Genomic DNA, 26,719 nt, shown 5'->3' with positions numbered 1-26,719 from the left:
TGATTAGGCTCAATTGCTTAAAGCAGAGATTAAATTTTTATGTTAATGTCTAAATTGAATAGCTTTGGGTGCTTTAAATGAAATGGAAAGCTTAAAATTCTGTTGTCATTTGAAAAAACGATCATAAATATAAAAATAAACCGTTTCCCCTATGTAGATATTTCTCGTAAGATGACATCAACAAATAAATTTACTCCCTTGGAGACGTTAGCCATGTTAGACCAAAATACTTCTGCACAACTTAAAACCTTATTAGAACGTCTTGAAAGCCCAATCGAGCTTGTGGCGACTTTAGATGATTCTGATAAATCTGCCAAAATTAAAGAATTAGTTGAAGAAATTGCGGCACTTTCGCCACAAGTTACTGCACGTTTTGACGGTAACAACGCACGTGTACCAAGTTTTGGGATCGCAAAAGCAGGTGAGCAACCACGTGTATTCTTCGCCGGTTTGCCAATGGGGCATGAATTCACTTCATTAATTTTGGCGTTATTGCAAACTTCTGGCTATGCACCAAAAGTATCGGATGAAGTATTAACGCAAATCAAAGCATTGAATCTTTCATCTCATTTTGATGTGTTTGTATCGCTGAGCTGCCACAACTGTCCAGATGTAGTACAAGCTTTGAACCTCATTGCGATTTACAACCCTGGCACAACAGCAACCATGATTGATGGTGCATTCTTCCAAGAAGAAGTTGAGCAACGCAAAATTATGGCTGTGCCGATGGTATTCCAAGATGGCAACCACATCGGTCAAGGTCGTATGACTTTGGAAGAAATTGTAGCTAAATTAGATACAGATGCTGCAAGCAAAGATGCAGCTAAACTGAATGCCAAAGAAGCTTTTGATGTCTTGGTAATTGGTGGCGGCCCTGCTGGGAATACATCTGCAATCTATGCAGCGCGTAAAGGTATTCGTACAGGTATTGTGGCTGAGCGCATGGGCGGTCAGGTCATGGACACCATGGATATTGAAAACTTTACTTCTATCCAAAAAACACAAGGTCCAAAGTTTGCGGCAGAAATGGAAGCGCATGTGCGTGAATACGATGTAGATATTATGAATCTACAAAAAGTATCTGCAATTAAAGGTGCCGATGAAACTGCCAATGGTTTGGTGGAAGTGACTTTGGAAAATGGTGCAACACTTGAATCGAAAACGGTGATCTTATCTACAGGTGCACGTTGGAGAGAAATGAATGTACCAGGTGAAGCAGAATACCGTACCCGTGGCGTGGCATACTGCCCACACTGTGATGGCCCATTATTTAAAGGCAAACGTGTTGCAGTGATTGGTGGTGGTAACTCAGGTGTAGAAGCAGCGATTGACCTTGCAGGGATTGTAGAGCATGTGACTTTGGTCGAGTTTGATACTAAATTACGTGCAGACCAAGTCTTGCAAAACAAATTGAACAGCTTGCCAAATATCACTGTAATTACCAATGCATTATCGACTGAAGTGATTGGTGATGGTGCGCAAGTGACTGCATTGAAATATAAAGACCGCGCGACAGATGTTGAGCATACTGTTGAGCTTGCAGGAATTTTCGTACAAATTGGTTTATTGCCAAATACGGATTTCTTAAAAGCGTCAAAAGTAGAGTTGACCAATCGTGGTGAGATTATGATTAATGAGCGCAACGAAACCAATGTAAAAGGTGTATTTGCCGCAGGTGACTGTACAACTGTACCGTACAAGCAAATCATCATTGCAACAGGTGAAGGCGCGAAAGCATCACTTTCAGCATTCGATTACATTATTCGTTCAGGTCAATAAGTCTGAACGAATACATCTGAATACGCTGATTAACTATCCTTAAATTGTATTTGCTAAAAAGCTAGCGCCTGAGTTCCCCAATACTCAGGCGCTATGTTCAGTAAAGTGCGGTATCCCACAGTATTAAAAATCTATTTATTTTATGTTTGGTTATAAGAACTGGGTCGGCTAACAATTCAGTTCTTTTTTTATTTTTAACATCCAGTTTGATTTACTGTAGTTGGATTCATTTCAGTCTAATTAACCTTATTATTTTGTCCAAATAAATTTAGCTGATTAAACTTTTTCTGCAGTTGCTCTTTGGTTTCGACATGCTCAGGATGCGGAATAATACATTCAATTGGGCAGACTGAAACGCAGGTTTGGTAGTCATAAAACCCCACACATTCTGTACAACGCGCCACATCAATTTCATACACCTTATCGCCCTCATAAATCGCTTCATTCGGGCATTCGGGTAAGCACATATCACAATTGATGCATTGGTCGGTAATCAGGAGTGCCATCGCAATACTCGCTTAGTTTATTGCCACTTAGTTGGCTTGATAAGCCAATGATGAGGCAGAAATATCTGCAGTCGAATGGGGCAAGTTGCGAATCAGCAGGGCGTAACGCATATCGACATCGGCGGGTACAGGAATTCCTACAATATGCCCTGAACCTTTGGCAGCTTCAATCAAATTGCCTTTTTTATCTTTAATTTCAGTTAAAGTAAAATAGATATTGCCTTGTGGCGTCATCAATTCTAAAGAGTCACCCACCACAAAACGATTTTTTACATCAATTTTAATGTAGTCGCCATTGCGTTCTAAAACTTCACCACAGAATTGTTGATGATCAAAACTGGAAGAACCTGTTTCGTAGTTTTGGTATTCGCTGTGTATATGCCGACGCAAGAAACCTTCGGTATAACCACGGTTGGCTAAGCCTTCTAATTGCGTCATTAAAGCAGGGTCGAATGGTTTGCCTGCGAGTGCATCATCAATGGCTTTACGGTAAATTTGTGCGGTACGCGCACAGTAGAAATAAGATTTGGTGCGACCTTCAATTTTCAAAGAATGGATGCCCATTTTAGTTAAACGGTCAACGTGTTGCACAGCACGTAAATCTTTAGAATTCATAAAGTAAGTGCCGTGTTCATCTTCTTCGGCAGCAAACATATCTTCGTCATTACGTTGTAATAGCACAGGCGCGTTAAATTGATGCTGTGCCTGCATGTGTTGTTCATCTGCATCGGCAGTTTCAGAAATATTATTGACAGGAATCACGTCGCCTGTTTCATCTTCTTTTGCATCGTGAATTTTATATTCCCAACGGCAGGCATTGGTACATGCACCTTGGTTGGCATCACGTTTATTCATATAGCCTGAAAGCATGCAACGCCCTGAATAGGCCATGCACAGCGCACCATGCACAAATACTTCAATTTCCATGCCAGGCACGTTGTTTTTAATTTCTTCAATTTCATCAATCGACAATTCACGCGAAAGAATGACACGGGTTAAACCCATATTTTGCCAGAATTTCACCGTTGCCCAGTTCACCGCATTGGCTTGTACCGATAAATGTACAGGCATGTCGGGGAAATTTTCACGCACCATCATAATCAGACCTGGGTCAGACATGATCAGCGCATCGGGTTGCATGGCAACCACAGGTTCTAGGTCACGAATAAAGTTTTTGAGTTTGCTGTTATGCGGTTGGATGTTCACCACCACATAAAACTTTTTGCCTAATTCATGTGCTTCTTGAATACCAATTGCTAAGTTTTCATGATCAAATTCGTTATTACGCACGCGCAAACTGTAACGCGGCTGACCTGCATAGACTGCATCTGCACCATAAGCAAAGGCATAGCGCATGTTTTTTAAAGAACCAGCAGGAGAGAGGAGTTCTGTGACGTGGGAAATGGTCATGATCAAAAAGCAATAGCAGAAATATGGCTTTATTGTATGAATCTAAATTTAGGATTCAACCTAGTAAATAGCTCGGGATTCAGAAGAAAACTTGTGCTGAAACGCTGGGGCTAATCTTGATATAGAAAGTTCCTTATCCTGAGCTATACAAAACGCACGAGAAGGGACTTTCAATACCAATTTGACAGATTGCTTATAATCAATTTCTGATGGATGAAAGCGTTTTAACGCACTCGATGCCCATGTTCATCGATGAACAGTTCACCATCTTCTTTACGGAAACTTTTTAATTGCGGTTGAGTCAGCAAGTCTAAGACCAGTTCAGAAGGGCGGCCCAGTTTCACACCTAACTCGGTCACGACAAATGGACGATTAATTAAAATCGGATGCTCGACCATCAATGCAATTAATTCCGCATCGCTGTGTGAGCTACCTTCAAGTTGCAACTGTTCGTATGGTTCTACATTTTTGCGGATTGCATCGCGCACACTCAAACCTGCTTGTTGAATCATGATGGTAAGTTCAGCTTGTGTAGGTGGGTTTTTTAAATATTCAATAATTTCAGGTTCTTGTCCTGTGTTGCGAATCAATTCTAAAGTGTTGCGTGATGTTCCACAGGCAGGGTTATGAAAAATTTTGATAGTGTTACTCATCCGTAGTGACTCATTTTTAGGTCAGTAAAATTTCAATATTGCATATATCTGGATATGCGTATATTCGCAATAGTTAATATTGAAGTACAGAAAAAATGAATCAAACTGATTTTTTTAAATGGTTGTCAGACCCAACCCGACTGGATATTCTGAAATTGGTGATGGCTCACCACAATATTTGTGTATGCGAATTGACAGAACAATTGCAGTTAAATTAACCAAAAATATCACGTCATTTGGCGCTGTTACGCAATTTATCTATTTTACTCGATCAACGTCAGGGTCAGTGGGTACATTACCGTTTTAACCCAAATTTACCCGACTGGGCGCTCGCTTTTATAAATATTATTGCATAGCAAGATGTCAGCTCGATGACGCGCATCAACCCTACAATTGCAGCACATTGTGAGTAAGCACATGGCACATCCAAATATTCTTTTTAGATCGTTATAACGAACGTGTGGAAACTGCCGAGCAGTTGTCGAAACGTGTTAATCAGAAGTCTTGATAATTCAATTTTAGATATGCAAAACCGTATTTAAAAAGCTTGGAGCGTGATTATTTGGCTTCGAGTTGTTTTAAAATCTGACAATCATCAATAGTTGTTTGTGTGGTGCAGGCTTGTCTAAGTTGCTGAAGTTGTAGTTGAAAATGCTGAAATTCGGCAATTTTATCTTCTACGTGCCTTAAATGTTCATCAATCAATTCATTGACGGCGCAGCAGTTTTGTTCCGGCTGCTTTTCTAATTCAATCAAAGTTTCAATTTCTTTTAAGTTCATATCTAAAGCGCGGCAACGCTTAATAAAAATCAAACGCTTGAGAGCATCATCGTTGTAATAGCGATAATTATTTTCGGCACGAAAGCTTGGATTGAGTAAGTGTTTCTTTTCATAAAAACGAATGGTATCTGTGCTGACACCAACTTTTTTTGCTAATTCATGAATTAAATATTGTGCCATGCTTGACCTTGGACTAAGTCTATAGTTTTAAATGAGCATAATCCAAACAGTTTCATTTTGAAAGAAGGTGTGTCTATGGCATGTACGTGTAGTCATGAACCTGCGCCAATCAAACCGAATAGTAAATTTAGAATCGCTTTATGGATTGCATTGGTGATTAATCTCAGCATGTTTTTGGTCGAGTTGATTGGTGGTGCCTATGCCCATTCATCATCCTTGTGGGCAGATTCTCTGGATTTCTTTGGTGATTCAGTCAATTACGGGATTTCACTTGCGGTGCTAAGTGCGAGTTTATATTGGCGTGCTACTGTGGCTTTGATCAAAGGTATCACTATGGCATTATTTGGTGTGGTGGTGATGGGCAAGGTCATCTATGCCTATATACAGGGTATTCCACCTGAAGCCATCACCATGGGTATTATTGGGATTATTGCCTTGTTGGCTAATGTGGTTACTGCATTGATTTTATATGCATTTCGTGAAGGCGACTCGAATATGAAATCGGTGTGGTTATGTAGCCGTAACGATGCGATTGGTAATTGTGCAGTCATTTTGGCGGCAGTAGGTGTATTTGGTACGGGCAGTTTGATTCCAGACCTTGTTGTAGCCGTGATTATGGCGAGTTTGGGCTTATCAGCAGGGTATCAAGTGATTCAGCAAGCTTTGGCTGAACGACGTGAATATAAAGATGGACTCTCTTGCGATTCTTAAAATATGTGGATGATATGCAAGTAATAAAAAAACCGAGTTATTAACTCGGTTTTTTTAGATTCAATAGCTCTTATTTTTCAACGAAAGCACGTTCAATCACGTAATCGCCCAATTCACCCATACGTGGTGATTCTTTTAAACCGTGTTGGTCAAGTAATGCTGCAACATCTTTTAAGAATGCAGGGCTACCACATAGCATGGCACGGTCAGTTTCAGGGTTAAAACGTGGTAAACCAATTTTTTCAAAGAGTTCACCCGACTCAATTGCCGTCGTCACACGCCCTTGGTTTGGATATTCTTCACGTGTAACGGTTGGGTAATAGATCAGTTTTTCACGAATACCCAGTTCTTGGAAAAACTCATGATTTGGCAATTCATTTAGAATTAAATCTTGATAAGCCAGTTCAGAAATGAAACGTGTACCGTGAACCACAATCACTTTTTCATAACGTTCATAAGTTTCAGGATCACGGATGGTTGCCAAAAATGGAGCTAGGCCTGTACCTGAAGAAAGCAAGTATAAGTTTTTACCAGGATTTAAATCATCCAGCACCAAAGTTCCTGTTGGTTTTTTAGAAACCAGTAATTCATCGCCCACTTTTATTTTTTGTAAAATAGACGTTAAAGGGCCATCAGGGACTTTAATTGAGAAGAATTCTAGCTCTTCTTCATAGTTAGCACTGGCAATCGAGTAAGCGCGCATTAAAGGCTTGCCATTGACTTCCAGACCAATCATCACAAATTGACCGTTTTTAAAACGTAGTGCAGTATCACGAGTCGTTTTAAAACTGAATAAAGTGTCATTCCAGTGGTGTACGTGAGTAATCTTTTCGACGTTGAAAGCAGCCATTAAAGGTCTCAATAAATTATCAAATTAGAACAGCTTGCTATTCTAATCTAAAATCATTCTCTATAAACTGAATATATTTAATTGAGCTTATCAGAAAAATTGATGAAGACTGATCTAAAAATGCCAATAATCGGATTTATGCACTCTCCCTATCGAGAAAAATTTGGTATTCCTCGTCAACCCAATCTGGTACAGGTCGAATCGTATATTGAAATGCAAGCACCTTATAACGATGTGTTGGCATTTGAAGGGATCGAAGCGTTTAGTCATTTATGGTTAATCTGGCAATTTCACGACAATAAAAACCAAACCGATGCTCATCAAACTTTACAGAAGCAGCAAAGCCCTAGTTTTCGTGCGCAAGTTCGTCCACCGCGTTTGGGTGGCAATCAAAAAATAGGCGTGTTTGCGACGCGCAGCATGTATCGTCCTGCACCGATTGGTTTGTCTGTAGTGCAATTTAAACAGGTCAAAAAAGTGGGTAAGTCATTGCGAGTTTATGTGACAGGGGCAGATTTACTGCATGGCACGCCTATTTTGGATATTAAGCCTTATATTCAATATTCAGATGCCGTGCCTGAGGCACAATGTGGTTATGCGCAAGATGAACCCATAAGAAAAACAGTGATCTGGATGGACACAGCAGAAGCACAAAAAAATCAGTTACTCGGCTCTGGCGTATTGCAACCACAAACTGCACAGGAGTTGGAACAGGTCTTGTCTTTAGATCCTCGACCTGCATATCAGGATGATGCTGAACGAATTTACACCATGAATTTTGCAGATTTTGACGTCAGTTTCCGTGTCAATCAGCACACAGTACACATCCTAAAAATTGTTTTAATCGCTGTCGATTAAACCATCATATATAAAATAGCCACCAAAGCCAGCATGTGCAGAATTTGGGCAGGAGCGAAATACAATGCAAATCGCAAACCACCAATGAGTACGGCATTGACGCATTTGGCAATCGCATGCGCCACCAGACCTAAAATTAAGGCATATAAAAGCACTTGCTGGCTTGGTGGGCCTTGCATCACTACGGTTGCAATTGCACCATGCACCTCAAATAACGAGGCGAGCAGAGTACCAATGATTAAACCTGCATCCCCTAGGGTTTGTTCCAAGCCGTACACCATGGCTTGAATTGCCGTTAATGTCGCCACAATAATTGCGGCTTCTTTAAGGCTAAACATACGGGTATCAGTTTCTGGCTTTGCCGTTGCCGTATTTTTATGCCGTTTAAGCAACCAGACACCCGTTACAACCAAAATCGCGATTCCGAGCAAACTTGGAATAATTAATAACTTAAACCACGCCAGATTGACACCTGCCACTATAATTAACATTTGCGCTAAAGTTGCCACGCAAGACATTAGCGCTGCACCTGCATTGATACGTGCTTCACCACGACCCGCACGTACTTCCATACCTAAACTGGCGATGGTCGCGGTGCTTGATACAAAACCTGAAGCAATCGCAGATAGCATGAGCGCATTGCTGCTTGAGAGTAAGCGTTTGGCGATATGTGCCAAAGCCTGCACACTTAAAATTAAAATCAATAATTTTAAAATCACATAAGGATTAAGCACATTGCCCCATAATGCTGAATTGGGCGTCAGTGGTAAAGCAATCAGCACTAAGGCTAATAAGAACAAGCCATCACGCAGTTCAGCTTCGGTAATCCACTGGCTGATAATGCCATGCATAGTGTGTTTGGTCATGAGTAAGCCAGTCAAAATGACCGATAGACCCGCAGCAAGTGGAATGTTCCATAAACACAATGCACCAATAAAATAGGTCATAACAAAGGCCAATTCGGTGGTTGCACCCGGGTCATCTTCCGTTTGTTGTTTAAGGGAGAATAAACCAATTCCACCAACAATCAGTGCACCCACAATAGCGAGCGGTGTGCCAAATAAAAAGCAGATTGCACCTAACAGCGAGCAAATACCGAAGGTACGGACTCCCGCAAAGTGATGATGTTGTGCATTTTTTTTACTGCGTTCACGTTCTAACCCAATCAGTAAGCCACAGCCAAGCGCTGCTGCAAATATGGTGAGCAGTTCTGGGAAATTGGTTGTAACCAAAGATGGAGGAGTGAGAAAATCCACAGCAACATTCCAAATATGAGGTGTTATTTAAACATCATATATTTGAATTGTGTCTATCGCCATTTATGAATCTATTTTCGCTTTCAAATTATTGCTTAAATGAACCAAACAAGATGGCGGTGTCAAAGAAGTCATTCAGCCCTGAAAGCAAACTCTGCTATAGTAAACCCAGATTTTGGGGCATATAACAATGAATTTTAATTTTGAAATAGACAGTACTTGGTGTTTAGAACAATTAGTCAAAGATGGCAAAATTACCGAACGTGATCAGGCTTTGGTACAAACCACGCATCGTCAGCGTGACCAATTAAAATGGCATCCGTTACAATGGATTGCCAACTTTAATTTGGTCGATCAAAGTCATCCCCAAACAACTTTAACTTTAAACCGTTTATGCCAATGGCTGGCTGATAAATCAGGCTTGCCATTTTATATTATTGATCCATTAAAAGCCGATGTTGCTGCTTTAACTGCTGTGATGTCGCAGGAATTTGCGCTGCGTAACCGTATTTTAGCGGTAGAAGTGACTGCAGATGCGGTGTTAATTGCGACAGATCAACCTTATAAAAAAGAATGGGTTGTCAACTTAGAACATAGTTTATTGCCCAAAAAAATTCAGCGGGTTTTACTCAGCCCAGATCAATTGCAGCGCTATTTGATTGAATATTACCAAGTGAGTCGTGCAGTACATTCATCACAAAAATCTTCTGCACATGACCGTGAAAATAAAGGGGTCGAAGCTTTATTGCAATTGGGCGATACCCAAAACCCAGATGCCAATGATCAACATATTGTGAAGTTGGTGGATTGGGTGCTGCAATTTGCCTTTGAACAAGGCGCAAGCGATATTCACCTCGAACCACGTAAAGACACAGGCAAAGTGCGTTTCCGTATTGATGGCGTGTTGCACACCATCTATAACATGCCTGCCAATACGCTTACCGCAGTCATCTCACGGATTAAAATTTTAGGGCGCATGAATGTAGCCGAAAAACGTAAACCACAAGATGGACGCCTAAAAACCCGAACCCCAAAAGGGCAAGAAACTGAACTGCGTTTATCGACCTTGCCAACGGCGTTTGGCGAAAAACTGGTGATGCGTATTTTTGACCCAGAAGTATTGGTACGCAGTTTTCAGCAATTGGGTTTTGATAGTCGTTTGTTGAATGAATGGCATGCCCTGACTGCACACAGTCACGGCATTATTTTGGTTACAGGCCCTACAGGTTCGGGTAAAACCACCACGCTGTATTCATCGCTAAAGCAATTGGCTACCGATGAAGTCAATGTCTGCACCATTGAAGACCCGATTGAAATGTTAGAACCGAGTTTTAACCAAATGCAGGTGAATACTGCAATTGATTTAGGTTTTGCCGATGGTGTGCGTGCCTTAATGCGTCAAGACCCTGACATTATTATGGTCGGAGAAATTCGAGATCAGGATACCGCAAATATGGCGATTCAAGCGGCACTGACGGGGCATTTAGTTTTATCGACACTGCATACTAATGATGCGCCGTCAAGTTTGACTCGTTTGCATGATTTGGGCGTGCAGCCATTTTTGACTGCTGCCACAATTTTAGGCGTTTTGGCACAGCGTTTGGTGCGTAAGCTATGTCCGCATTGTAAGCAGGAAGGCTCAATAAATGAAAAAGACTGGGAACATTTGACCTTTGACTACATTATGGAAATGCCTGCACAAGTGTTTAAACCTGTCGGATGCGATGAATGTCGTCAAACGGGCTATAAAGGTCGGGTCGGAATTTATGAGTTTATGCCTTTAAGTTTAGACACCAAACAGCTCATCAGTGCCAATGCCAATTTAAATGAATTACGTCAGCAAGCTAAAAAAGAGGGCATTGAACCGTTGCGTATTGCAGGCGCACGCAAAGTTTTAGAAGGCATGACCACTTTAGAGGAAGTGTTGCGAGTCGTGCCATTAAATTAGCAGATTCAAACTTTTTACGATGAATTTTAAAAAATGGAAATCTTAAGATTCAGCTCATCTTGCTTTGTTTTAATCACCATAACGAAATGAGCAACACAAAAAGGTGAAGCAATGAAATTTACAATGAAAGCAATGTTGATGGCAGGTTTAATGGCAATGGCTTCAATCACCATGGCAAACGACAGCATTAACACCCAAGCACTACATCAAAATGTAACTGTAAAACAAGCTTTAAGCCTGAAAGATGACAGCAAAGTGCAGTTAAAAGGTTATGTGGTGAAATCTATTGGTGATGAAAAATATCAGTTCCGTGATAACACAGGCACTATTACGGTCGATATTGATGATGACTTATGGAATGGCAAAGCAGTTTCTGCCAAAACGCCTGTTACCTTAATTGGTGAAGTGGATATTGATCACAAGCCTACAAAACGTATTGAAATAGATGTGGATCAAGTTCGTTTCTAAATCTACGCTGTGTAAAACAGCATTAGTTGCTACACAAAACTGATTTCACTCAAAAACCACATACGCTGTAAGGTGTATGTGGTTTTATCATGTAAAGTATTTTGAAATCATAAAATTTTGAAGCATAAATAACAGAGGAAGATATGCGCTTACTCTTGGCTGAAGACGATGTATCACAAGCAGAAAGTATAAAAACTTGGCTGGAAATGGATGGTTATAATGTCGATTGGGTTGAACGTGGTGATCATGCCATTTTAGCGATTCAGCAGCATCATTATGATTGTGTGTTGTTAGACCGTGGGTTGCCTAAAAATAGCGGTGATGAAATTCTGCACGCTTTACGACAGCAGCAACAGGACACACCTGTTATTTTTATTACTGCGCGCGATAGTATTCAAGATCGGGTACAGGGACTTGATTTAGGTGCCAATGATTATTTGGTCAAACCGTTTAGCCTTGAAGAACTATCGGCGCGGGTACGCAGTCAGTTACGCAGTGCGCAAAGTCATCCGACACAGCAGCTTGAATTTGCCAACTTGGTTTTAGATACGCAAAGCAAACAAGTGAAAGTGGATGATCAACAGGTCAATTTAACGGCCAAGGAATTCCAGATTTTACATAAACTGATGCAAAACCCGCAGCATGTGGTGACTCGTGAACAGCTCGAAGAGTCTTTATATGCATGGGGCGATGAAATTGAAAGTAATGCGATTGAAGTATTTATTTATCAATTACGCAAAAAAATTGGCAGTAGCCGCATTAAAACCATCCGAGGTTTAGGCTATCGTATGCAGCAAGATAACTAATTCAGTTTGATCTTAGCATGTCTAAACAGGTCATTTCTTTACAATCCAAACTGGTTAAAAGCTCCGTTTTAAGCTCGGTCTTGGCGGGTGGCTTCGCTCTGATTTTATTATTGGCGGTTGCCAGTTACCAAACCATGCAAGTCCATGACGAGATTATGGATGAAATAGCCGATATGTTGCTGCGAGCAGACTTGCGCGACCATGCCGGTAATCAGGTCGATGAGTTGAGCGAGCAATTTCATATTGCTTATCAATTGGGTTTGGATGATCTGATTCTGACCACCTCTGAAGATGAACAAGACATACCTCCGCTTCACTTGCCTCAGGTTGCCGTGGCATCTGAGCATGGTTTTTCATTTCATTGGCAAGCTGGGCAAATTTGGCGTAACTATGTGGCAGAGGAAGATGGCTTGCATGTAATAGTTGTACAACCGCTTAAATATCGCTTTAAGGAAATTGCTGCAACCAGTTTAGGTTATGCCGCTATTTTATTGCTGCTGTGGTTGCTGCAATGGGCAATAGTGCATTTTATGATTGGTCGTCAATTTAAGCGGATTCAGCAACTCTCCCAACAAATTGCAGAAAAAAATCAACATGATTTGACACCAATTATCCCCACACAACCTGAATTGAAAGAACTGCAACCGATGCTGCAGCAATTGAATAAATTGTTGGGGCGAGTAGAGCAGTCTTTAATTGCAGAACAGCGATTTACTGCAGATGCTTCGCATGAATTACGTTCACCTTTATCTGCCATTCAACTGCGTTTGCAGGTGTTAAAACGTAAATATCAACATCAACCTGAATTAGCTCAAGATTTAGAGCAAATTCAGCGTGATGTCAGCCGTGGTACACAAGTATTAGAAAATTTGTTGTTATTGGCACGTTTAGACCCGACCGATGCTGTATCGTTAAATAAGAGTACGGTATCTATTGCAGACTTGGTACAGGAAGTTTTACAAAGTCTGACGCCATTTATTCAGGAAAAAGCCATTCAGATTCATCTAGATGTGCAAGAAATACAAGTGCAGGGCAATCCTGAATTGCTATTTAGCTGCCTGCGTAATTTGATTGACAATGCAGTGCGTTATACAGCACCTCAAGGACGTATTTGGATTGAAGCAAAACCATATGAATTGATGCAGGAAATTTGTATCGTCGATAATGGTCAAGCGGTGACTGATGAAGTTTTGGCACGATTGGGCGAACGCTTTTACCGTGCTTTGGGCAGTAAAACTCAAGGTTCTGGTTTAGGACTGTCGATTTGTAAGAAAATTATAGAGTTGCATGCAGGAAAGATTGAATTTTCACGTGCTGAACAAGGTGGTTTAAAAGTGAGCATTTTGTTGCCTATAGCTCAGTTGTAAAGCAAGTTAAAATTGAACAAGTCAGAACTTAAAAGCAGTATGCGCTGATTCATACTGCTGTTTCCACGTATTTTATTGTATTGATTGTTTTGATTATTTTGTAAGAATAAGGCGATTGTTACGGGTTAAGCGTAAACGATATTCTTCACCTGCATGCAAAATACGAATTTCGCGTCCTAGCGCAAACAAGTTATTTGAATGTAACATAGGTAGGGCATGCTGAGTGTCTGAATGACGTGAAAATAGGTTAAATGGGGCGTTCATTTTTGTTACTCCGTGGTGTGTAAGAATTGTTTTAAATGATAATCATTATCATGTAATCCTGTCAACGAATTATTGTTGATTTTATAAAAGTCTACAATTTGCAGTAAAACGTACATTGCAAAAAAAGGAATCGGGTTCATGTCTAAGCCAAATATTCATGTGGCGATTGCGTTGTTATTTCATCAAAACAAAGTGTTAGTGGGGTGGCGCGAAGCCAAACAACATCAAGGTAATAAGCACGAATTTCCAGGTGGAAAAGTGGAAGTAGGTGAACCCCCTGCAGATGCATGCCGACGCGAAGTGTTTGAAGAAGTTGGTATTGGCATACAGCAGTGGCATGCCTTTGATATCATTTGTCATGAATATGATGATGTGATTGTCAATCTGCATATTTTTCAGGCTGCTGTACCTGCGGCTTTATTAAAAGATATTCAACTGCCTTGGACGTGGTTTAGCCGCCCGCAACTTTTAGAACTGAATTTTCCGCAAGCCAATCGTGGAATTGTGCAACGACTGGCGTGGCAACAGGCAATTAAAGTTAGTGATGATTTAAAATATTTGGCAAATTTGCCTAAGCAAAAACTGCTGTATTGGCGGGTTGAACCCAACGCTGCCTGCAAGGTTGAATTGTCAGAATATTGTATTGAGCAACTGGGACAAGTGATTGTCAATTGGGAATTGTGGAAGCAATTAAATACGATTCAACAACATGCCATTGCAGCAATTCATTTGAAACAATCACAACTGATGCAATTACAAAAGGGCGATTTAAAAGTCGGGCAGCGTTATATTGCAGCGTGTCATGACATTGTTTCGGCACAACATGCACAGCAAATTGGTTGTGAAGCAATTTTACTCAGCCCTGTTTTAGCAACCACCACGCATCAGGATGCCACACCTTTGGGATGGGAAAAATTCCAGCAGATCGCTGAATTTGTCGATATTCCTGTGTTTGCTTTAGGTGGCTTAACTCAGCATGATTTTGCTACTGCAGAGCAGCATCATGCCTATGGTATTGCAGGCGTGCGCTTTATTTGATTTTTTAGTCTGCACAAATAAAAAAAATCGCGGATGTAATCAAACTCAGCGATTTTTAGTGTATTAAATTATCATCCTTACAAATCTTTCAAAGCCTGTTGAGCCTGCGTAAGGCTTTTGGCATTATTTTGTTGCTGTGCTGCTTTTTGAATCACCAACCACAATTGACGTTTCATGGCATTGCTTTGTGCATAGCTTAAACCGCGACGTGCCAAAGCTTCGGCATTGGCAGGTTGTTTCTTTTGGTTGGCAATTAAAGCCAAATATAAATAGGTTTCAGACGCTTGCGGGGCAAGTCGCTGCGCTTGTAAAGCCGCAGTTTCGGCCTGATTGAATTGGCCTTGTTTATACGCGGTCTGAGTTTGCTGCATCAACTTTTGAAAAGCAGGCAAACGACGACCATCTTCTAATTTTTGTTGCACGATTTGTTGCGGCACCACCACTTGCAACGATTGACGCTTAATTTCTTCACGTTCATAAGGACGAATCACCACACCTTCTGGTGTCGTCACAGTTTTAGGTTTTTCAGGCGCAGGCTGAGGTGCAGGCGCTTCGGGTAAACTTTGGCAAGCTACAATTGTTGCCATCGCGCCCACTGCGAAAGTGGTGAAAAAAACTTGTCTTATTTGAGATAATTTCATAAGCCTAACTGACTGATATCCTCAAGATTAATTGATATAACTGCCGCTTGAGATGATACGACCGTCGGTGTTGTCGTCTGTTACAGGTTCAGTTTCACGGATATAATTTTCGATACTATCACTGGTCTCAGGTGTTGCCTGCTGAGTTTCGGTATCGGGCTGGTAAACGGGTTCAACCTGATAGTGTGAAAAACCACATGCGGTTGCCTGACGCGGTACATTATTACGATTCACAGGAATGTACATCGCACCTTCACAGCCTTGCGCCGATAAATGCCCTGAATTGCGGTCAATCCAATGCCATTGAATTTGTTCAGTCTGACGTAAATTGACAGGTTTTTGACGCAATTGCTGCATCACATTGCTCCACACAGGCAAAGCACCAGACGAGCCTGTTAAGCCTGTGACTTTGTTATCATCTAAACCAAGCCAAACTACGGCTAAATAATTGCCCGAATAGCCTGCAAACCATGAATCACGGGTATCATTGGTGGTACCTGATTTGCCTGCCAATTTTAAATCTCTCGATAGGCTATTATATGCTGCGCGACCTGTACCAGAAGTCATGACTTGCTGTAAACCATAATTCAAAATATAGGCGGCAGAAGGATCGATGGTTTGTTGTACTGTTAAACCATAACGGTCAAGTAAACGTCCATTAGCATCGACCACTGTACGAATCGCTTTGGTCGGATATTTATAACCACCCGTGGCAAAGTTGCCATAAATATCCATCACCTGCATAGGCGATAAATCTACTGCACCCAAGAAAATAGAGGGATACTGTGGAATGGCATCACTCGGGATACCAAATTTAATGAGATGGTTACGGAAGGTCGATAGTCCAAATTCCTGTCCTAAACGAACTGCAGACAAGTTATAAGACTGAGACAGAGCTTGCAACATAGGCACAACCCCATGATCGATGCCACTGTAATTACGTGGTGTCCATGATTTACCATCAATCGGGATGCTGATCTGACTGTCTTCTACAGGACTTGCCCAGTTATATCGACCAGACTCAATCGCAGTTAAATAAATAATTGGTTTCAGCAGCGAGCCAACTTGACGTTTGGCATCCAAGGCACGGTTAAAGCCGGTAAAATCTTGCGTAGAACCCACCGCTGCCACTAACTCGCCATTTTCAGGATGAGAAATTAGCACCGCACCCTGTAAATCTTTTAAGCGCTTTGGATTGGCTTTACTTAAACGCTCAACTGATGCTTTAAAGGCATTTTGTACGTTGGTTTGCGCAATAGGATCAAGCGTCGTGAAGATACGCAAACCCTGATTGGTCAAATCTCCTTCTTGATATTCAGTACGTAATTGACGGCGGACAATATCTAAAAAGTCGGGGAAGCGGGCAGGACCGAGGGTTGGTTTTGCAATGACATTTAAAGGGCGTGCGGTTTCTTTTTCATATTGTTCTTGGTTTAAGTAACCCATCACTAACATATTGTTTAGCACAATGTTACGGCGTTTTTTGGCAGCTTCTGGGTTGCGCCAAGGATTATATAATGATGGGCCTTGTACCAAACCCACTAAAAAGGCTTGTTGTGAAATGTTGAGTTCACGCAACGGCATACCAAAATAAAACTGTGAAGCCAAACCATAACCATTAATAGAATAGTTACCGTTTTGTCCTAAATTTACTTCATTTAAATAGGCTTCTAAAATTTCATCTTTGTTGTAATGTAGCTCAATCAGCATAGCCATGAGCGCCTCATTGGCTTTGCGTTTTAAAGTGCGTTCTGGACTTAAATAAAAGTTTTTGACCAATTGTTGGGTAAGAGTGGAACCGCCTTGGCGTTTGCCACCAGTGACGTTGCTGACAATTGCACGTGCAGTACCACGAATTGAAACGCCGTAGTGTTGATAGAAATTACGATCTTCGGTAGCGATGAGGGCTTCAATCAGTGGTTTAGGTACTTTATTCAGTTTAATCAGTACTCGATCTTCATTGTGCTGCGGATAAATCCCGCCAATCAACATGGGTTCTAAACGTGCGATACCCGTATTAGAAGGTTTGGTGGCACTCACTTCACTCATTTGATTATTGGCAAAACTGACTTTTAAAACCTGTTCAGGTTCTACACTGTCGCCAAAGTCAAAACCACGAGTATGTACAAATAAAGTATTGCCATCGCTAACATAACTGCCTGATTTAGCATAGTTATCTGTATTTTTGTAGCCAAGCAGTTTTAGTTCTTGAGTAAAGTCTGTCTGGCTGACAGGTGCATTACTATACACTTCTAATGGGCGTGCAAAAACCTTGGCTGGAATATCCCAACGCTGTCCTTCAAATTTGTCTCTGACAATATTATCCAGACGAATCAAGTAGATACTAAATGCAATAAACCCACCAATAACGATGATGCAAAATAGTAATGCAATTATACCTATGCCACGCTCAGACTTCATATATCGCGATAAGATCCTGATAAATTTTGCTAATCATGCGAAGCTTTTGCTGAATTTGCAATAATTAATCTGTGACTGAAGGGAAAATATCATCATAAAATTGAGTAGAAATGTAGTTTTAAAGTTTTCTTAAATCCACTAGCTTAGTGCTATGATAGGCGTCGAATCGTAGCGGAGCGATATCGCAGGTGCAAATTTCACATAAGAACTTTCGGAACATTGGACTGATTGGGCGTCCAGACAAATATTCTGTCGTAGAAACATTATGTCTGATTCACGACCATATTTTAGGATTGGGTTTGCATCCCGTTTTTGATTCTGACACTGCTCAGCTTGTACCTTATAACAATACCCAAACAGTTAGCCGTGCTTTATTAGGTGAAGTGGTCGATTTAGTGATTGTGGTGGGTGGTGATGGTTCTTTGCTGCATGCAGCGCGCGCCTTGGTCAAATACAATACTCCTGTGATTGGTGTGAACCGTGGGCGTTTAGGCTTTCTAACCGATATTAAACCGACAGAAGTCATTTTTAAACTTGATCAGGTTTTACAAGGGCATTTCCAGTCTGACCGTCGTTTTTTACTTGAAATGGAAGTGCGTTCTAAAGGCGAAATCATTTATGAAGCAATTGCACTAAATGATGTGGTACTACATTCGGGTAAGTCGGTTCACATGATTGACTTTGAACTGAATATTGATGGGCAATATGTCTATCGTCAGCACAGTGATGGTTTAATCGTTTCGACCCCAACAGGTTCAACGGCTTATGCTTTGTCGGGTGGTGGGCCAATTGTACATCCCAGCATGGATGCAATTGCATTGGTACCTATGCATCCACATACCTTGTCTTCACGCCCAATTGTGGTGGGTGGACACAGCGAAATTAAAATCCAAATTCGTGAAAATCGAGTGTTGCCAATGGTCAGTGCCGATGGTCAACATAGTGTTTCATTAAATGTTGGAGATAGTTTGCATATCCGCAAACATCCTTATAAATTAAACTTATTACATCCACCAGGTTATGACTTCTATATGGCATGTCGTACCAAGTTAGGGTGGAATCAAGATTTTGAATCAATGCAACAGCAGGATGAATGATGAATATTGAACAAATGCTTGCCGTACTCGATCCTGAAATTGTTGGACGTTTAAAAACGGCAATAGAAATTGGCAAGTGGCCAAACGGTGTTGCGCTGACCCAAGAGCAACGTCAAATTTGCATGCAAGCAGTATATGCGTGGGAAATGAAAAACCTGCCTGAAACTGAACGCAGTGGCTACATTGACCGTGGTACTAAAGATGAAGGCGAGCAGTGTGATGACGATCATCACAAGCATGAAGAATTTAAACCAATTCGCTTTGTTTAAATGATAAACCACTGCTTTCAGAAAAGTTGAAAGATAAAAAAAGACACCTGAGATTGGTGTCTTTTTTTGTGTCTTCAATAAGTTTTTAGTTGTGACGATTTTGCCAAAGCTGCTGAGCGTTTTGGATTGCTGCTGCATAATCATCACAAACGCCCATGGTATATAAAGCAATGCCCATGGTTTCGGTAATGGCAACTTCACCATATTCATGCGTTTGCTGACCTAACCAGACGGCTTGAAACACGGCCAAATCCAGTTCTTCTTCTACAGGGCTACGATTATCGGTCAGTTTAGGTAGTTCATGTTCATATAAAGTGCCATTTTTGATGCCACAAATTAAAGTTTTGGCATCGGGATTGCGCTCAAATTCACCACCTTCGCCTTTAATCACCGCACTGTTTTGATAACCTAACTGAAATGCGGCTTGTTGATGTGAGCTGCGATAGGCAGGGTGAAAAATTGCCTGCATGGTGGCTTTGGCATCAAATGGATTGATTAAACGGGCAAGGGTATGAATGGGGGAGCGTAAACCCATCACATTGCGTAAATTAATCAACTCACTCAAAATGGGTGACATAACCTCCAATGGTAAATAAGCGAAATTACGCTGCACCAAGTGCTGCTCAACGTCTAAGTCATTATGACAAATTGGATAATCTAAATATTGCAGCGCTTGTTCGGTATATAAACGGTTGATCGTATGCCCAGAAGCACCATGCATCACCACTTTATAACCATGTTTTGCTAAAGTCAGCGCTGCTAATAAAAACCAGGGATAATGTCTGCGTTTACCTGCATAAGATGACCAGTCTAAATCGACTTGAAGCGGTTTAAATTGCAGTTGATCACGGGTGGCTTGCACAAAACCCGCCAATTCTGCTACAGATTCTTCCTTTACGCGCAGCAGCATTAAAAAAGCGCCCACTTGTACATCCAACACTTCATTGCGCAAAATCATAGAAAAAGCTTGATAGGCTTCTTCATAGGTCAGTGAGCGCGCGCCTGTTTTGCCTTTGCCAATAATACGGATAAATTGTGCAAAAGGATGTTCAGCATCTTTATAAATATTTCTTTTATTGGGGTTTGTATTTGGCATAAGCGAGTTCACACGTTATCAATTTTAATTTCATTGGTGTACTAGTGTATAAACTTTGGCAATAGTTTGCAGCACCATTCACAGCTTCAGTTTATACACGCTGCCACAAGTTTCAGTGCATTTCTGAAATGACGACTAAAGTTGACTCTAAAGTAAGACACAGTGTAGAGATAACACATGACAGCCATTATAAAAATGCATAGCATGGATATTGTTGAAAACAACAATTGAAAACATAAAGGATTGGATATGCTGGCTTATGATGCTGATTTAGAATTATTTAGAGATAACTTTCGACGTTTTATGCAGGAACATATTGCACCGCATTATGCGACGTGGGAACGCGAAGGTATCATGCCGCGCAGTGTCTGGAATTTGCTCGGTGAAAATGGTTTTTTATGTATTGATGTGCCTGAAGAATATGGTGGCTATGGTGTTCCAACACATTATTCTTTAATGTTGGTCGAAGAATCGGCACGTGCAGGCTATAGTGCACTGTCTACAGGTATTTCCTGCCACTCTGAAATTGCTGCGCCGTACATTTTGCACATTGGTACAGAAGAACAAAAACAATACTGGCTGCCTAAAATGGTGTCGGGTGAAGTGGTCGGTGCAATTGGCATGACCGAGCCAGGTGCGGGTTCAGACTTGCAGGCCATGCGGACCAATGCCATTTTGCAAGAAGATCATTATGTTTTAAATGGCTCTAAAACCTTTATTTCCAATGGTCAGCATGCAGACTTGGTGGTTTTGGCAGTAAAAACTGATCCACAAGCACGTGCCAAAGGCGTATCGCTTATGTTGGTCGATACGCATTTGGACGGCTTTAAAAAAGGCACCAATTTGGAAAAAATTGGTTTGCATTCACAAGATACGTCAGAGCTATTCTTTGACAATGTCAAAGTGCCGAAAAATCAATTGTTGGGTCAGGCAGGGCAAGGTTTTGCCTATTTAATGCAGGAATTGCCCCGTGAACGTACTGCCATTGCTGCCACGGCATTAGGAGCAATTCGCGGCTCGATTGATGTGACTACGCAATATGTACAAGAGCGTCAGGCTTTTGGACAGGCGATTGGTCAGTTCCAGAATACCCGTTTTGTATTAGCACAGGCAAAAATTGATGAATTGGCAACCGCTGCTTTTTATAATCAAAACGTCGAATTGTATATGCAGGGCAAACTGGACGTAGAAACTGCAGCCGCCCTAAAAAGCTTTGCAACCGATATGCAAATGAAAATTGCCGATCAATTGCTGCAACTGTTTGGCGGTTATGGCTATATGACGGAATATCCAATTTCTCGTTTCTTTGTCGATGCGCGAATCCAACAGATTTACGGCGGAACAAATGAAATTATGAAAGAAATTGTCGCGCGTGGTTTATTGGGGCGTTAAAACAATGCTTCAAAGTCTAATTGAGTAAAGATCAACGATGATCACCAGAGTCAGCCCGTGCTGGCTCTTTTTTATGAGTTTGATCAGGCTTAAAACAATGAGCTGATTGATAATTACACTTAAAAATTACACCGCATAGAATTAGAGATGCAAAAAAGAAAAGTATAGTTGCACAGTATTAAGCGTTACGTTGTGCAAAGTTGCGGCTTCAATGTATAGATTGAGGATGCTTTGCTCAACTGTATGTTTTTACATCTGAAACACTGAAAGTTGTATTGCGCAACATTTGAAAGCTAACTATTGTTATACTATTTGCAAAATGTTTATGAAGGGCGACATAACAATGATCCAAGACGATCAGAACACAACGACTTCTCTTGATCTCGCTAAAATCCGTGAAGATATTGACTCTGTAGATCAACAGATTCAGCAGCTGATTAACCGTCGAGCACAACTTGCTGAAGCGGTGGCGAAAGCAAAATTTGCAGCAGAAGAGAGCCCGTTGTTTTACCGTCCTGAACGTGAAGCGCAAGTTTTACGTAATGTTATGGAACGCAACGAAGGTCCGTTGTCCGATGTGACCATGGCACGTTTATTTCGTGAAATTATGTCGGCATGTTTGGCACTTGAAGCGCCACAAAGTATTGCGTTTTTAGGGCCAATTGGTACTTATACGCATTCCGCAGTGCTTAAACATTTTGGTCAAGATGCGATTGTACGTCCTTTGCCTACAATTGATGAAGTATTCCGTGATGTGGAAGCTGGCAGTGCGAACTATGGTTTAGTGCCTGTCGAAAACTCATCTGAAGGTGTGGTGAACCATACTTTAGATTGTTTTAAATCATCGCCATTAAATGTGATTGGTGAAGTGGAGTTGCGTATTCATCACCAATTTCTTGTGTCTGAAAATACCCGTAAAGACAGCATTAAACAAATTTATGCGCATCAGCAAACTTTGGCACAATGCCGTAAATGGTTAGATGTGCATTATCCAGGGGTGGAGCGTGTAGCACTCAGCTCAAACGCAGAAGCAGCACGCCGTATTCGTAATGAATGGCACTCTGCTGCAATTGCCTCTGAAATAGCGGCCAATATTTACGAACTCGAAATTTTACATAGCAATATTGAAGATAACCCAGAAAACACTACACGCTTCTTGGTGATTGGTCGTGAGAAAGTCCCACCAAGTGGCAACGACAAAACTTCATTGTTGGTATCTGCACATGACCGTGCAGGGGCGTTGCTCGAAATTCTTGCACCATTTGCGAAGTATAATATTAGCTTGACCAGTATTGAAACGCGTCCTGCCTTGCCAGAAAAATGGGCCTATGTATTCTTTATTGACCTAGAAGGGCATGTCGAGCAAGACAATGTCCGTGCAGCGATTGAAGAAATCCGTCCATTAGTGAAAGAAATTCGTGTCTTGGGTTCTTATCCTGCTGCCGTGTTATAACCATATTTAATTCAGTGGTGCGCATGTTTGTCATGCGCACCACATTCACCACCTATTCAACTGGAAGTGTAAAATGTCGATTGTCCCAGCCAATGAAGGCATCTCGAAGTTAAAGCCTTATCAACCAGGTAAACCAATCAGTGAGCTTGAGCGTGAGTTGGGCATTACAGATATCGTCAAACTTGCTTCAAATGAAAACCCATTTGGCTGTTCAGACAAAGTCAAAGAAGCCGTTACAGCTGAAATTGCTGAAATTGGTCGTTATCCAGATGGTGGTGGTTTTATTCTAAAAGACCAAATTCACAAACAATTTGGCTTTGCACATGATCGTATTACTTTGGGCAATGGTTCAAACGATTTGCTAGAAATGTTTGCGCGTACATTCGTTTCAGACCAAGATTCGGTGGTGTATAGCCAGCACGCCTTTGCAGTATATGCTTTGCTAACACAAGCCATTAATGCACAAGCCATCGAAGTACCAGCCAAAGGTTTTTCACATGACTTGGATGCTATGGCGGCAGCAATTCAAAACAACACCAAGTTAATTTTTATTGCCAACCCAAATAACCCAACAGGCACTTGGTTTGAAGAGGCTGAGTTTGAAGCCTTTATGCAAAAAGTTCCTGCACGGGTGATTGTGGTATTAGATGAAGCTTATGTGGAGTATTTTCCAGAAAACTTCAACAGCCTTAAATTCCTTGAGCAATATCCAAACTTAATCGTGAGCCGTACTTTATCTAAGTGTTATGGTTTAGCGGCGCTGCGCGTTGGTTTTGCTTTGGCTTCTGCAGAAGTAACGGATTATTTAAACCGTATTCGTCAACCCTTTAACGTTAATCATTTGGCAATGGTGGCTGCGGTTGCCGCATTAAAAGACGAAGATTTTATCGAAAAATCACGTATTGCCAACAAAGTAGGTATGGCACAATTGGAAGCAGGCTTTAAAGCATTGGGTCTGAATTATGTGCCTTCACGTGCTAACTTTATTTTGGTAGATATAGAAGCCGATCCGGGTCAAACTTTTAATGCCTTATTGAAAGAAGGTGTGATTGTACGTCCTGTGGGTATTACGACCCATTTACGTGTTTCAATTGGTACAGAAGCAGAAAATGCGAAGTTCCTGCGTGCATTAGCTAAAGTATTGGGCAAGGAAGCAAAGGCATAAAACATGGCGCAACTATTGTTTGAAAAAGTTGCATTTATCGGACTCGGGCTAATTGGCTCGAGTTTGGCACGTGTAATGCTGGCAGAAAATTTAAGTCGGCATATTGTGGCATCGACCCGTTCTGAAAAAACGCTGCAGGATGCTTTGGAATTAGGATTAATTGAACAAGGCTTTAATAACCCTATTGATGCGGTACAAGGTGCAGATTTAGTCGTCTTAGCGCTACCTGTGCAAGCCACAGAAAAAGTCTTGCGATTAATTCAGCCACATTTGGCAGACAATGTAATCCTGACCGATGTAGGCAGTACCAAAGGTAGTGTCGTGGCTGCAGCCAAAGCGGTATTTGGTGAAAACTTACCTGCAGGTTTTGTACCAGGGCATCCAATTGCTGGGGCAGAACATACGGGCGTGCATGCAGGCAAGGTCGATTTATTTGCCAACCACAAAGTCATTTTGACACCATTGCCAAGCAGTGCGCCGTGGGCAGTCAATAAACTGATTCAAATGTGGGAAAGCGCCAAAGCCGAAGTAATTTGCATGGATGTGGAAAAACATGATGAGGTATTGGCATATACCAGTCATCTTCCACATTTAATGGCCTTTAATCTGGTCGAACAATTGGCAAATCGGGAAGATAATTTAGACATTTTCCGCTATGCTGCGGGGGGCTTTCGTGACTTCTCGCGTATTGCTGCAAGCGACCCACAAATGTGGCATGACATTTTCTTTGCCAATAAAACTGCATTGTTAAAAGCGGTGGATGGCTTTGAAAGTCAACTCGCGATTATTCGCCAACTGATTGAACAAGAAGACTCGCATGCTTTAATGGGCTTGCTTGGACATGCGCAAGCGGCACGACAGCATTTTAATCATATGCTCGCCAAGAAACCTTTTATGGAGAACAATTACGTGACACAAAAATTTACGATTTTGCCGGGTGCTAAGACTTTCCAAGGTAAATTTACCGTACCGGGTGACAAATCTGTGTCACATCGCTCCATTATGTTTGGTGCAATTGCCGAAGGTACTACGCATGTGACAGGTTTCCTTGAAGGTGAAGATGCATTGGCGACTTTGCAAGCATTCCGTGATATGGGGGTGAGCATTGAAGGCCCTAAAAATGGTGAGGTCACCATTCACGGCGTAGGTATGCAAGGTTTAAAAGCACCTGCAGGCGCAATTTATATGGGCAACTCAGGCACATCTATGCGTTTGTTGGCAGGCATGTTATCTGCACAGCAGTTTGATTCTGTTATGACAGGTGATGCGTCATTGACCAAGCGCCCAATGGAACGTATTGCTAAACCATTGCGTGAAATGGGTGCACAAATTCAAACGACGGGTGAACGTGGCACACCGCCAGTATCGATTACAGGTGCGCAAGCGTTAAAAGGCATTCACTATGATTTGCCAATGGCATCTGCACAAGTGAAATCGGGTATTTTATTGGCAGGACTTTGGGCAGAAGGTGAAACTTCAGTGACTGAGCCTGAACCAACGCGTGACCATACAGAACGTATGTTACGTGCATTTGGTTATGAAGTAAAAACTGAAGGTAACCGTATTTCATTGCAAGGCGGCGGTAAATTGGTGGGTACAGATATTCAAGTACCTTCTGATATTTCATCTGCGGCATTCTTCATGGTGGGTGCAGCCATTACAGAAAATTCAGATGTAACCTTAGAAGCGGTGGGCATTAACCCAACCCGTACAGGTGTGATTGAAATTCTGAAACAAATGGGTGCAGACCTGAGCGTGGAAAATGAACGTATTGCAGGCGGTGAACCAATTGCAGATATTCGTATTCGTGGTTCACGTACGTTAAAAGGGATTCATGTTCCTGAAGATCAAGTGCCATTGGCGATTGATGAATTTCCTGCATTATTCATTGCCGCAGCATGTGCCGAAGGTCAAACTGTACTGACAGGTGCTGCAGAATTGCGAGTGAAAGAATCAGACCGTATTCAAGTGATGGCAGATGGTTTAAAAACCATGGGCATTGACTGCACACCTACTGACGATGGCATCATCATTCAGGGTAAAGGCAAAGCGGGCGACTGGTCAGCGGTATTCACAGGCGGTGAGATTGAATCACATCACGACCACCGTATTGCTATGAGTTTCTCTATCGCAGGTTTGCGTACTTCTGGAGAAATTAAAATTGTCGGTACAGAAACAGTAGCGACAAGTTTCCCAACCTTTACTGAGCTTGCAGGTGTGGCAGGTCTGAATATTCAAGTGACAGAATAAGCCAAAACGATAGGGGGCTGCGATCAGGAATCCCAACACCTAGACTTTATACTTAAACAGT

Annotated in this window: 24 protein-coding genes and 1 pseudogene; 15 read left to right on the top strand and 10 right to left on the bottom strand. The window is 41.6% G+C overall.

Annotated elements, in window-relative coordinates:
- Positions 1-213: 213 nt before the first annotated feature.
- Positions 214-1,779, top strand: a complete 1,566-nt coding sequence (gene ahpF, locus B2W49_RS04685) for an alkyl hydroperoxide reductase subunit F (RefSeq protein ID WP_291335012.1) — start codon at positions 214-216, stop codon at positions 1,777-1,779.
- 236 nt (positions 1,780-2,015) lie between these two features.
- Here the strand turns inward: ahpF and B2W49_RS04680 are convergent, their stop codons facing one another.
- The 3 genes from B2W49_RS04680 to arsC form a co-directional block, all read right to left on the bottom strand.
- Positions 2,016-2,285 (bottom strand): YfhL family 4Fe-4S dicluster ferredoxin, encoded by a 270-nt coding sequence (locus tag B2W49_RS04680; RefSeq protein WP_291335010.1) that lies wholly within the window; start codon positions 2,283-2,285, stop codon positions 2,016-2,018.
- Positions 2,286-2,312: 27 nt separating this feature from the next.
- Positions 2,313-3,695: a tRNA 5-hydroxyuridine modification protein YegQ gene (gene yegQ, locus B2W49_RS04675; RefSeq protein ID WP_291335008.1), complete on the bottom strand. Its 1,383-nt coding sequence runs from the start codon at positions 3,693-3,695 to the stop codon at positions 2,313-2,315.
- A 224-nt stretch (positions 3,696-3,919) separates the two neighbouring features.
- Complete coding sequence (gene arsC, locus B2W49_RS04670; protein WP_291335006.1) at positions 3,920-4,348, bottom strand: arsenate reductase (glutaredoxin); 429 nt, start codon at positions 4,346-4,348, stop codon at positions 3,920-3,922.
- Positions 4,349-4,443: 95 nt separating this feature from the next.
- Between arsC and B2W49_RS04665 the strand changes: the two are divergent.
- Positions 4,444-4,704: pseudogene (locus B2W49_RS04665) on the top strand (metalloregulator ArsR/SmtB family transcription factor).
- A gap of 202 nt (positions 4,705-4,906) precedes the next feature.
- On the opposite strand, the gene cadR reads toward B2W49_RS04665, so the two are convergent.
- Positions 4,907-5,308: a Cd(II)/Pb(II)-responsive transcriptional regulator gene (cadR, locus tag B2W49_RS04660; RefSeq protein WP_291335004.1), complete on the bottom strand. Its 402-nt coding sequence runs from the start codon at positions 5,306-5,308 to the stop codon at positions 4,907-4,909.
- A 75-nt stretch (positions 5,309-5,383) separates the two neighbouring features.
- Here cadR and B2W49_RS04655 point away from each other — a divergent pair, with 75 nt between their 5' ends.
- Entirely contained in the window at positions 5,384-6,019 is a 636-nt protein-coding gene (locus tag B2W49_RS04655) for a cation transporter (RefSeq protein ID WP_291335002.1), read from the top strand.
- Positions 6,020-6,089: 70 nt separating this feature from the next.
- Here B2W49_RS04655 and B2W49_RS04650 read toward each other — a convergent pair whose 3' ends face one another.
- The gene (locus B2W49_RS04650) at positions 6,090-6,869 is read right to left on the bottom strand and encodes a ferredoxin--NADP reductase (protein ID WP_291335000.1); all 780 of its coding nucleotides are present in this window, start codon (positions 6,867-6,869) and stop codon (positions 6,090-6,092) included.
- 102 nt (positions 6,870-6,971) lie between these two features.
- Between B2W49_RS04650 and tsaA the strand changes: the two genes are divergently transcribed.
- Complete coding sequence (gene tsaA / locus B2W49_RS04645; protein WP_291334998.1) at positions 6,972-7,727, top strand: tRNA (N6-threonylcarbamoyladenosine(37)-N6)-methyltransferase TrmO; 756 nt, start codon at positions 6,972-6,974, stop codon at positions 7,725-7,727.
- On the opposite strand, the gene B2W49_RS04640 is transcribed toward tsaA, so the two are convergent.
- Positions 7,724-8,983 carry an MgtC/SapB family protein gene (locus B2W49_RS04640; RefSeq protein WP_291334996.1) on the bottom strand — a complete coding sequence of 420 codons (1,260 nt, stop codon included), beginning with the start codon at positions 8,981-8,983 and terminating at the stop codon, positions 7,724-7,726. The two genes, tsaA and B2W49_RS04640, sit on opposite strands and share 4 nt — an antisense overlap.
- A 190-nt stretch (positions 8,984-9,173) precedes the next feature.
- Between B2W49_RS04640 and B2W49_RS04635 the strand changes: the two genes are divergently transcribed.
- From B2W49_RS04635 to B2W49_RS04620, 4 genes are all read left to right on the top strand, one after another.
- Positions 9,174-10,931: a GspE/PulE family protein gene (locus tag B2W49_RS04635; protein ID WP_291334994.1), complete on the top strand. Its 1,758-nt coding sequence runs from the start codon at positions 9,174-9,176 to the stop codon at positions 10,929-10,931.
- Between the two features lie 111 nt (positions 10,932-11,042).
- Positions 11,043-11,399 (top strand): NirD/YgiW/YdeI family stress tolerance protein, encoded by a 357-nt coding sequence (locus B2W49_RS04630; protein WP_179988821.1) that lies wholly within the window; start codon positions 11,043-11,045, stop codon positions 11,397-11,399.
- 143 nt (positions 11,400-11,542) lie between these two features.
- Positions 11,543-12,205, top strand: a complete 663-nt coding sequence (locus B2W49_RS04625; protein ID WP_004972960.1) for a response regulator transcription factor — start codon at positions 11,543-11,545, stop codon at positions 12,203-12,205.
- A gap of 17 nt (positions 12,206-12,222) precedes the next feature.
- The gene (locus B2W49_RS04620) at positions 12,223-13,572 is read left to right on the top strand and encodes a sensor histidine kinase (RefSeq protein WP_291334991.1); all 1,350 of its coding nucleotides are present in this window, start codon (positions 12,223-12,225) and stop codon (positions 13,570-13,572) included.
- A gap of 93 nt (positions 13,573-13,665) precedes the next feature.
- Here B2W49_RS04620 and hemP read toward each other — a convergent pair whose 3' ends face one another.
- On the bottom strand, positions 13,666-13,836 hold the full coding sequence (gene hemP, locus B2W49_RS04615; RefSeq protein WP_004972965.1) for a hemin uptake protein HemP: 171 nt from the start codon (positions 13,834-13,836) through the stop codon (positions 13,666-13,668).
- A 138-nt stretch (positions 13,837-13,974) separates the two neighbouring features.
- Here hemP and B2W49_RS04610 point away from each other — a divergent pair, with 138 nt between their 5' ends.
- A complete protein-coding gene (locus tag B2W49_RS04610) occupies positions 13,975-14,874 on the top strand; it encodes a thiamine phosphate synthase (RefSeq protein ID WP_291334986.1) in 900 nt (299 codons plus the stop codon).
- Positions 14,875-14,951: 77 nt separating this feature from the next.
- Here the strand turns inward: B2W49_RS04610 and B2W49_RS04605 are convergent, their stop codons facing one another.
- On the bottom strand, positions 14,952-15,461 hold the full coding sequence (locus tag B2W49_RS04605; protein WP_291334984.1) for a tetratricopeptide repeat protein: 510 nt from the start codon (positions 15,459-15,461) through the stop codon (positions 14,952-14,954).
- Between the two features lie 81 nt (positions 15,462-15,542).
- Positions 15,543-17,936: a penicillin-binding protein 1B gene (gene mrcB / locus B2W49_RS04600; RefSeq protein WP_291334982.1), complete on the bottom strand. Its 2,394-nt coding sequence runs from the start codon at positions 17,934-17,936 to the stop codon at positions 15,543-15,545.
- A gap of 179 nt (positions 17,937-18,115) precedes the next feature.
- Here mrcB and B2W49_RS04595 point away from each other — a divergent pair, with 179 nt between their 5' ends.
- Entirely contained in the window at positions 18,116-19,033 is a 918-nt protein-coding gene (locus B2W49_RS04595) for an NAD(+) kinase (protein WP_286416426.1), read from the top strand.
- Positions 19,033-19,302, top strand: coding sequence for a YeaC family protein (locus tag B2W49_RS04590; protein ID WP_291334980.1), 270 nt, complete (start codon positions 19,033-19,035; stop codon positions 19,300-19,302). Before B2W49_RS04595 ends, B2W49_RS04590 begins: the two co-directional genes overlap by 1 nt.
- A gap of 85 nt (positions 19,303-19,387) precedes the next feature.
- On the opposite strand, the gene B2W49_RS04585 is transcribed toward B2W49_RS04590, so the two are convergent.
- Entirely contained in the window at positions 19,388-20,398 is a 1,011-nt protein-coding gene (locus B2W49_RS04585; RefSeq protein ID WP_291334978.1) for a glycosyl transferase family protein, read from the bottom strand.
- 249 nt (positions 20,399-20,647) lie between these two features.
- Here B2W49_RS04585 and B2W49_RS04580 point away from each other — a divergent pair, with 249 nt between their 5' ends.
- The 4 genes from B2W49_RS04580 to B2W49_RS04565 all read left to right on the top strand — a co-directional run bounded on the left by B2W49_RS04580 (position 20,648) and on the right by B2W49_RS04565 (position 26,658).
- Positions 20,648-21,790 (top strand): acyl-CoA dehydrogenase family protein, encoded by a 1,143-nt coding sequence (locus tag B2W49_RS04580; protein ID WP_291334976.1) that lies wholly within the window; start codon positions 20,648-20,650, stop codon positions 21,788-21,790.
- A 343-nt stretch (positions 21,791-22,133) separates the two neighbouring features.
- A complete protein-coding gene (gene pheA / locus B2W49_RS04575) occupies positions 22,134-23,243 on the top strand; it encodes a prephenate dehydratase (RefSeq protein WP_291334974.1) in 1,110 nt (369 codons plus the stop codon).
- A gap of 73 nt (positions 23,244-23,316) precedes the next feature.
- Positions 23,317-24,408 carry a histidinol-phosphate transaminase gene (hisC, locus tag B2W49_RS04570; protein ID WP_291334972.1) on the top strand — a complete coding sequence of 364 codons (1,092 nt, stop codon included), beginning with the start codon at positions 23,317-23,319 and terminating at the stop codon, positions 24,406-24,408.
- Positions 24,409-24,411: 3 nt separating this feature from the next.
- Positions 24,412-26,658, top strand: a complete 2,247-nt coding sequence (locus B2W49_RS04565) for a bifunctional prephenate dehydrogenase/3-phosphoshikimate 1-carboxyvinyltransferase (RefSeq protein ID WP_291334970.1) — start codon at positions 24,412-24,414, stop codon at positions 26,656-26,658.
- Positions 26,659-26,719 lie beyond the last annotated feature (61 nt).

The organism is Acinetobacter sp. UBA801, from assembly GCA_002296655.1.
Classification (GTDB): domain Bacteria; phylum Pseudomonadota; class Gammaproteobacteria; order Pseudomonadales; family Moraxellaceae; genus Acinetobacter.
The sequence above is the reverse complement of the archived record's forward strand: the minus strand, read 5'-3'. Positions and strand labels throughout refer to the sequence as shown.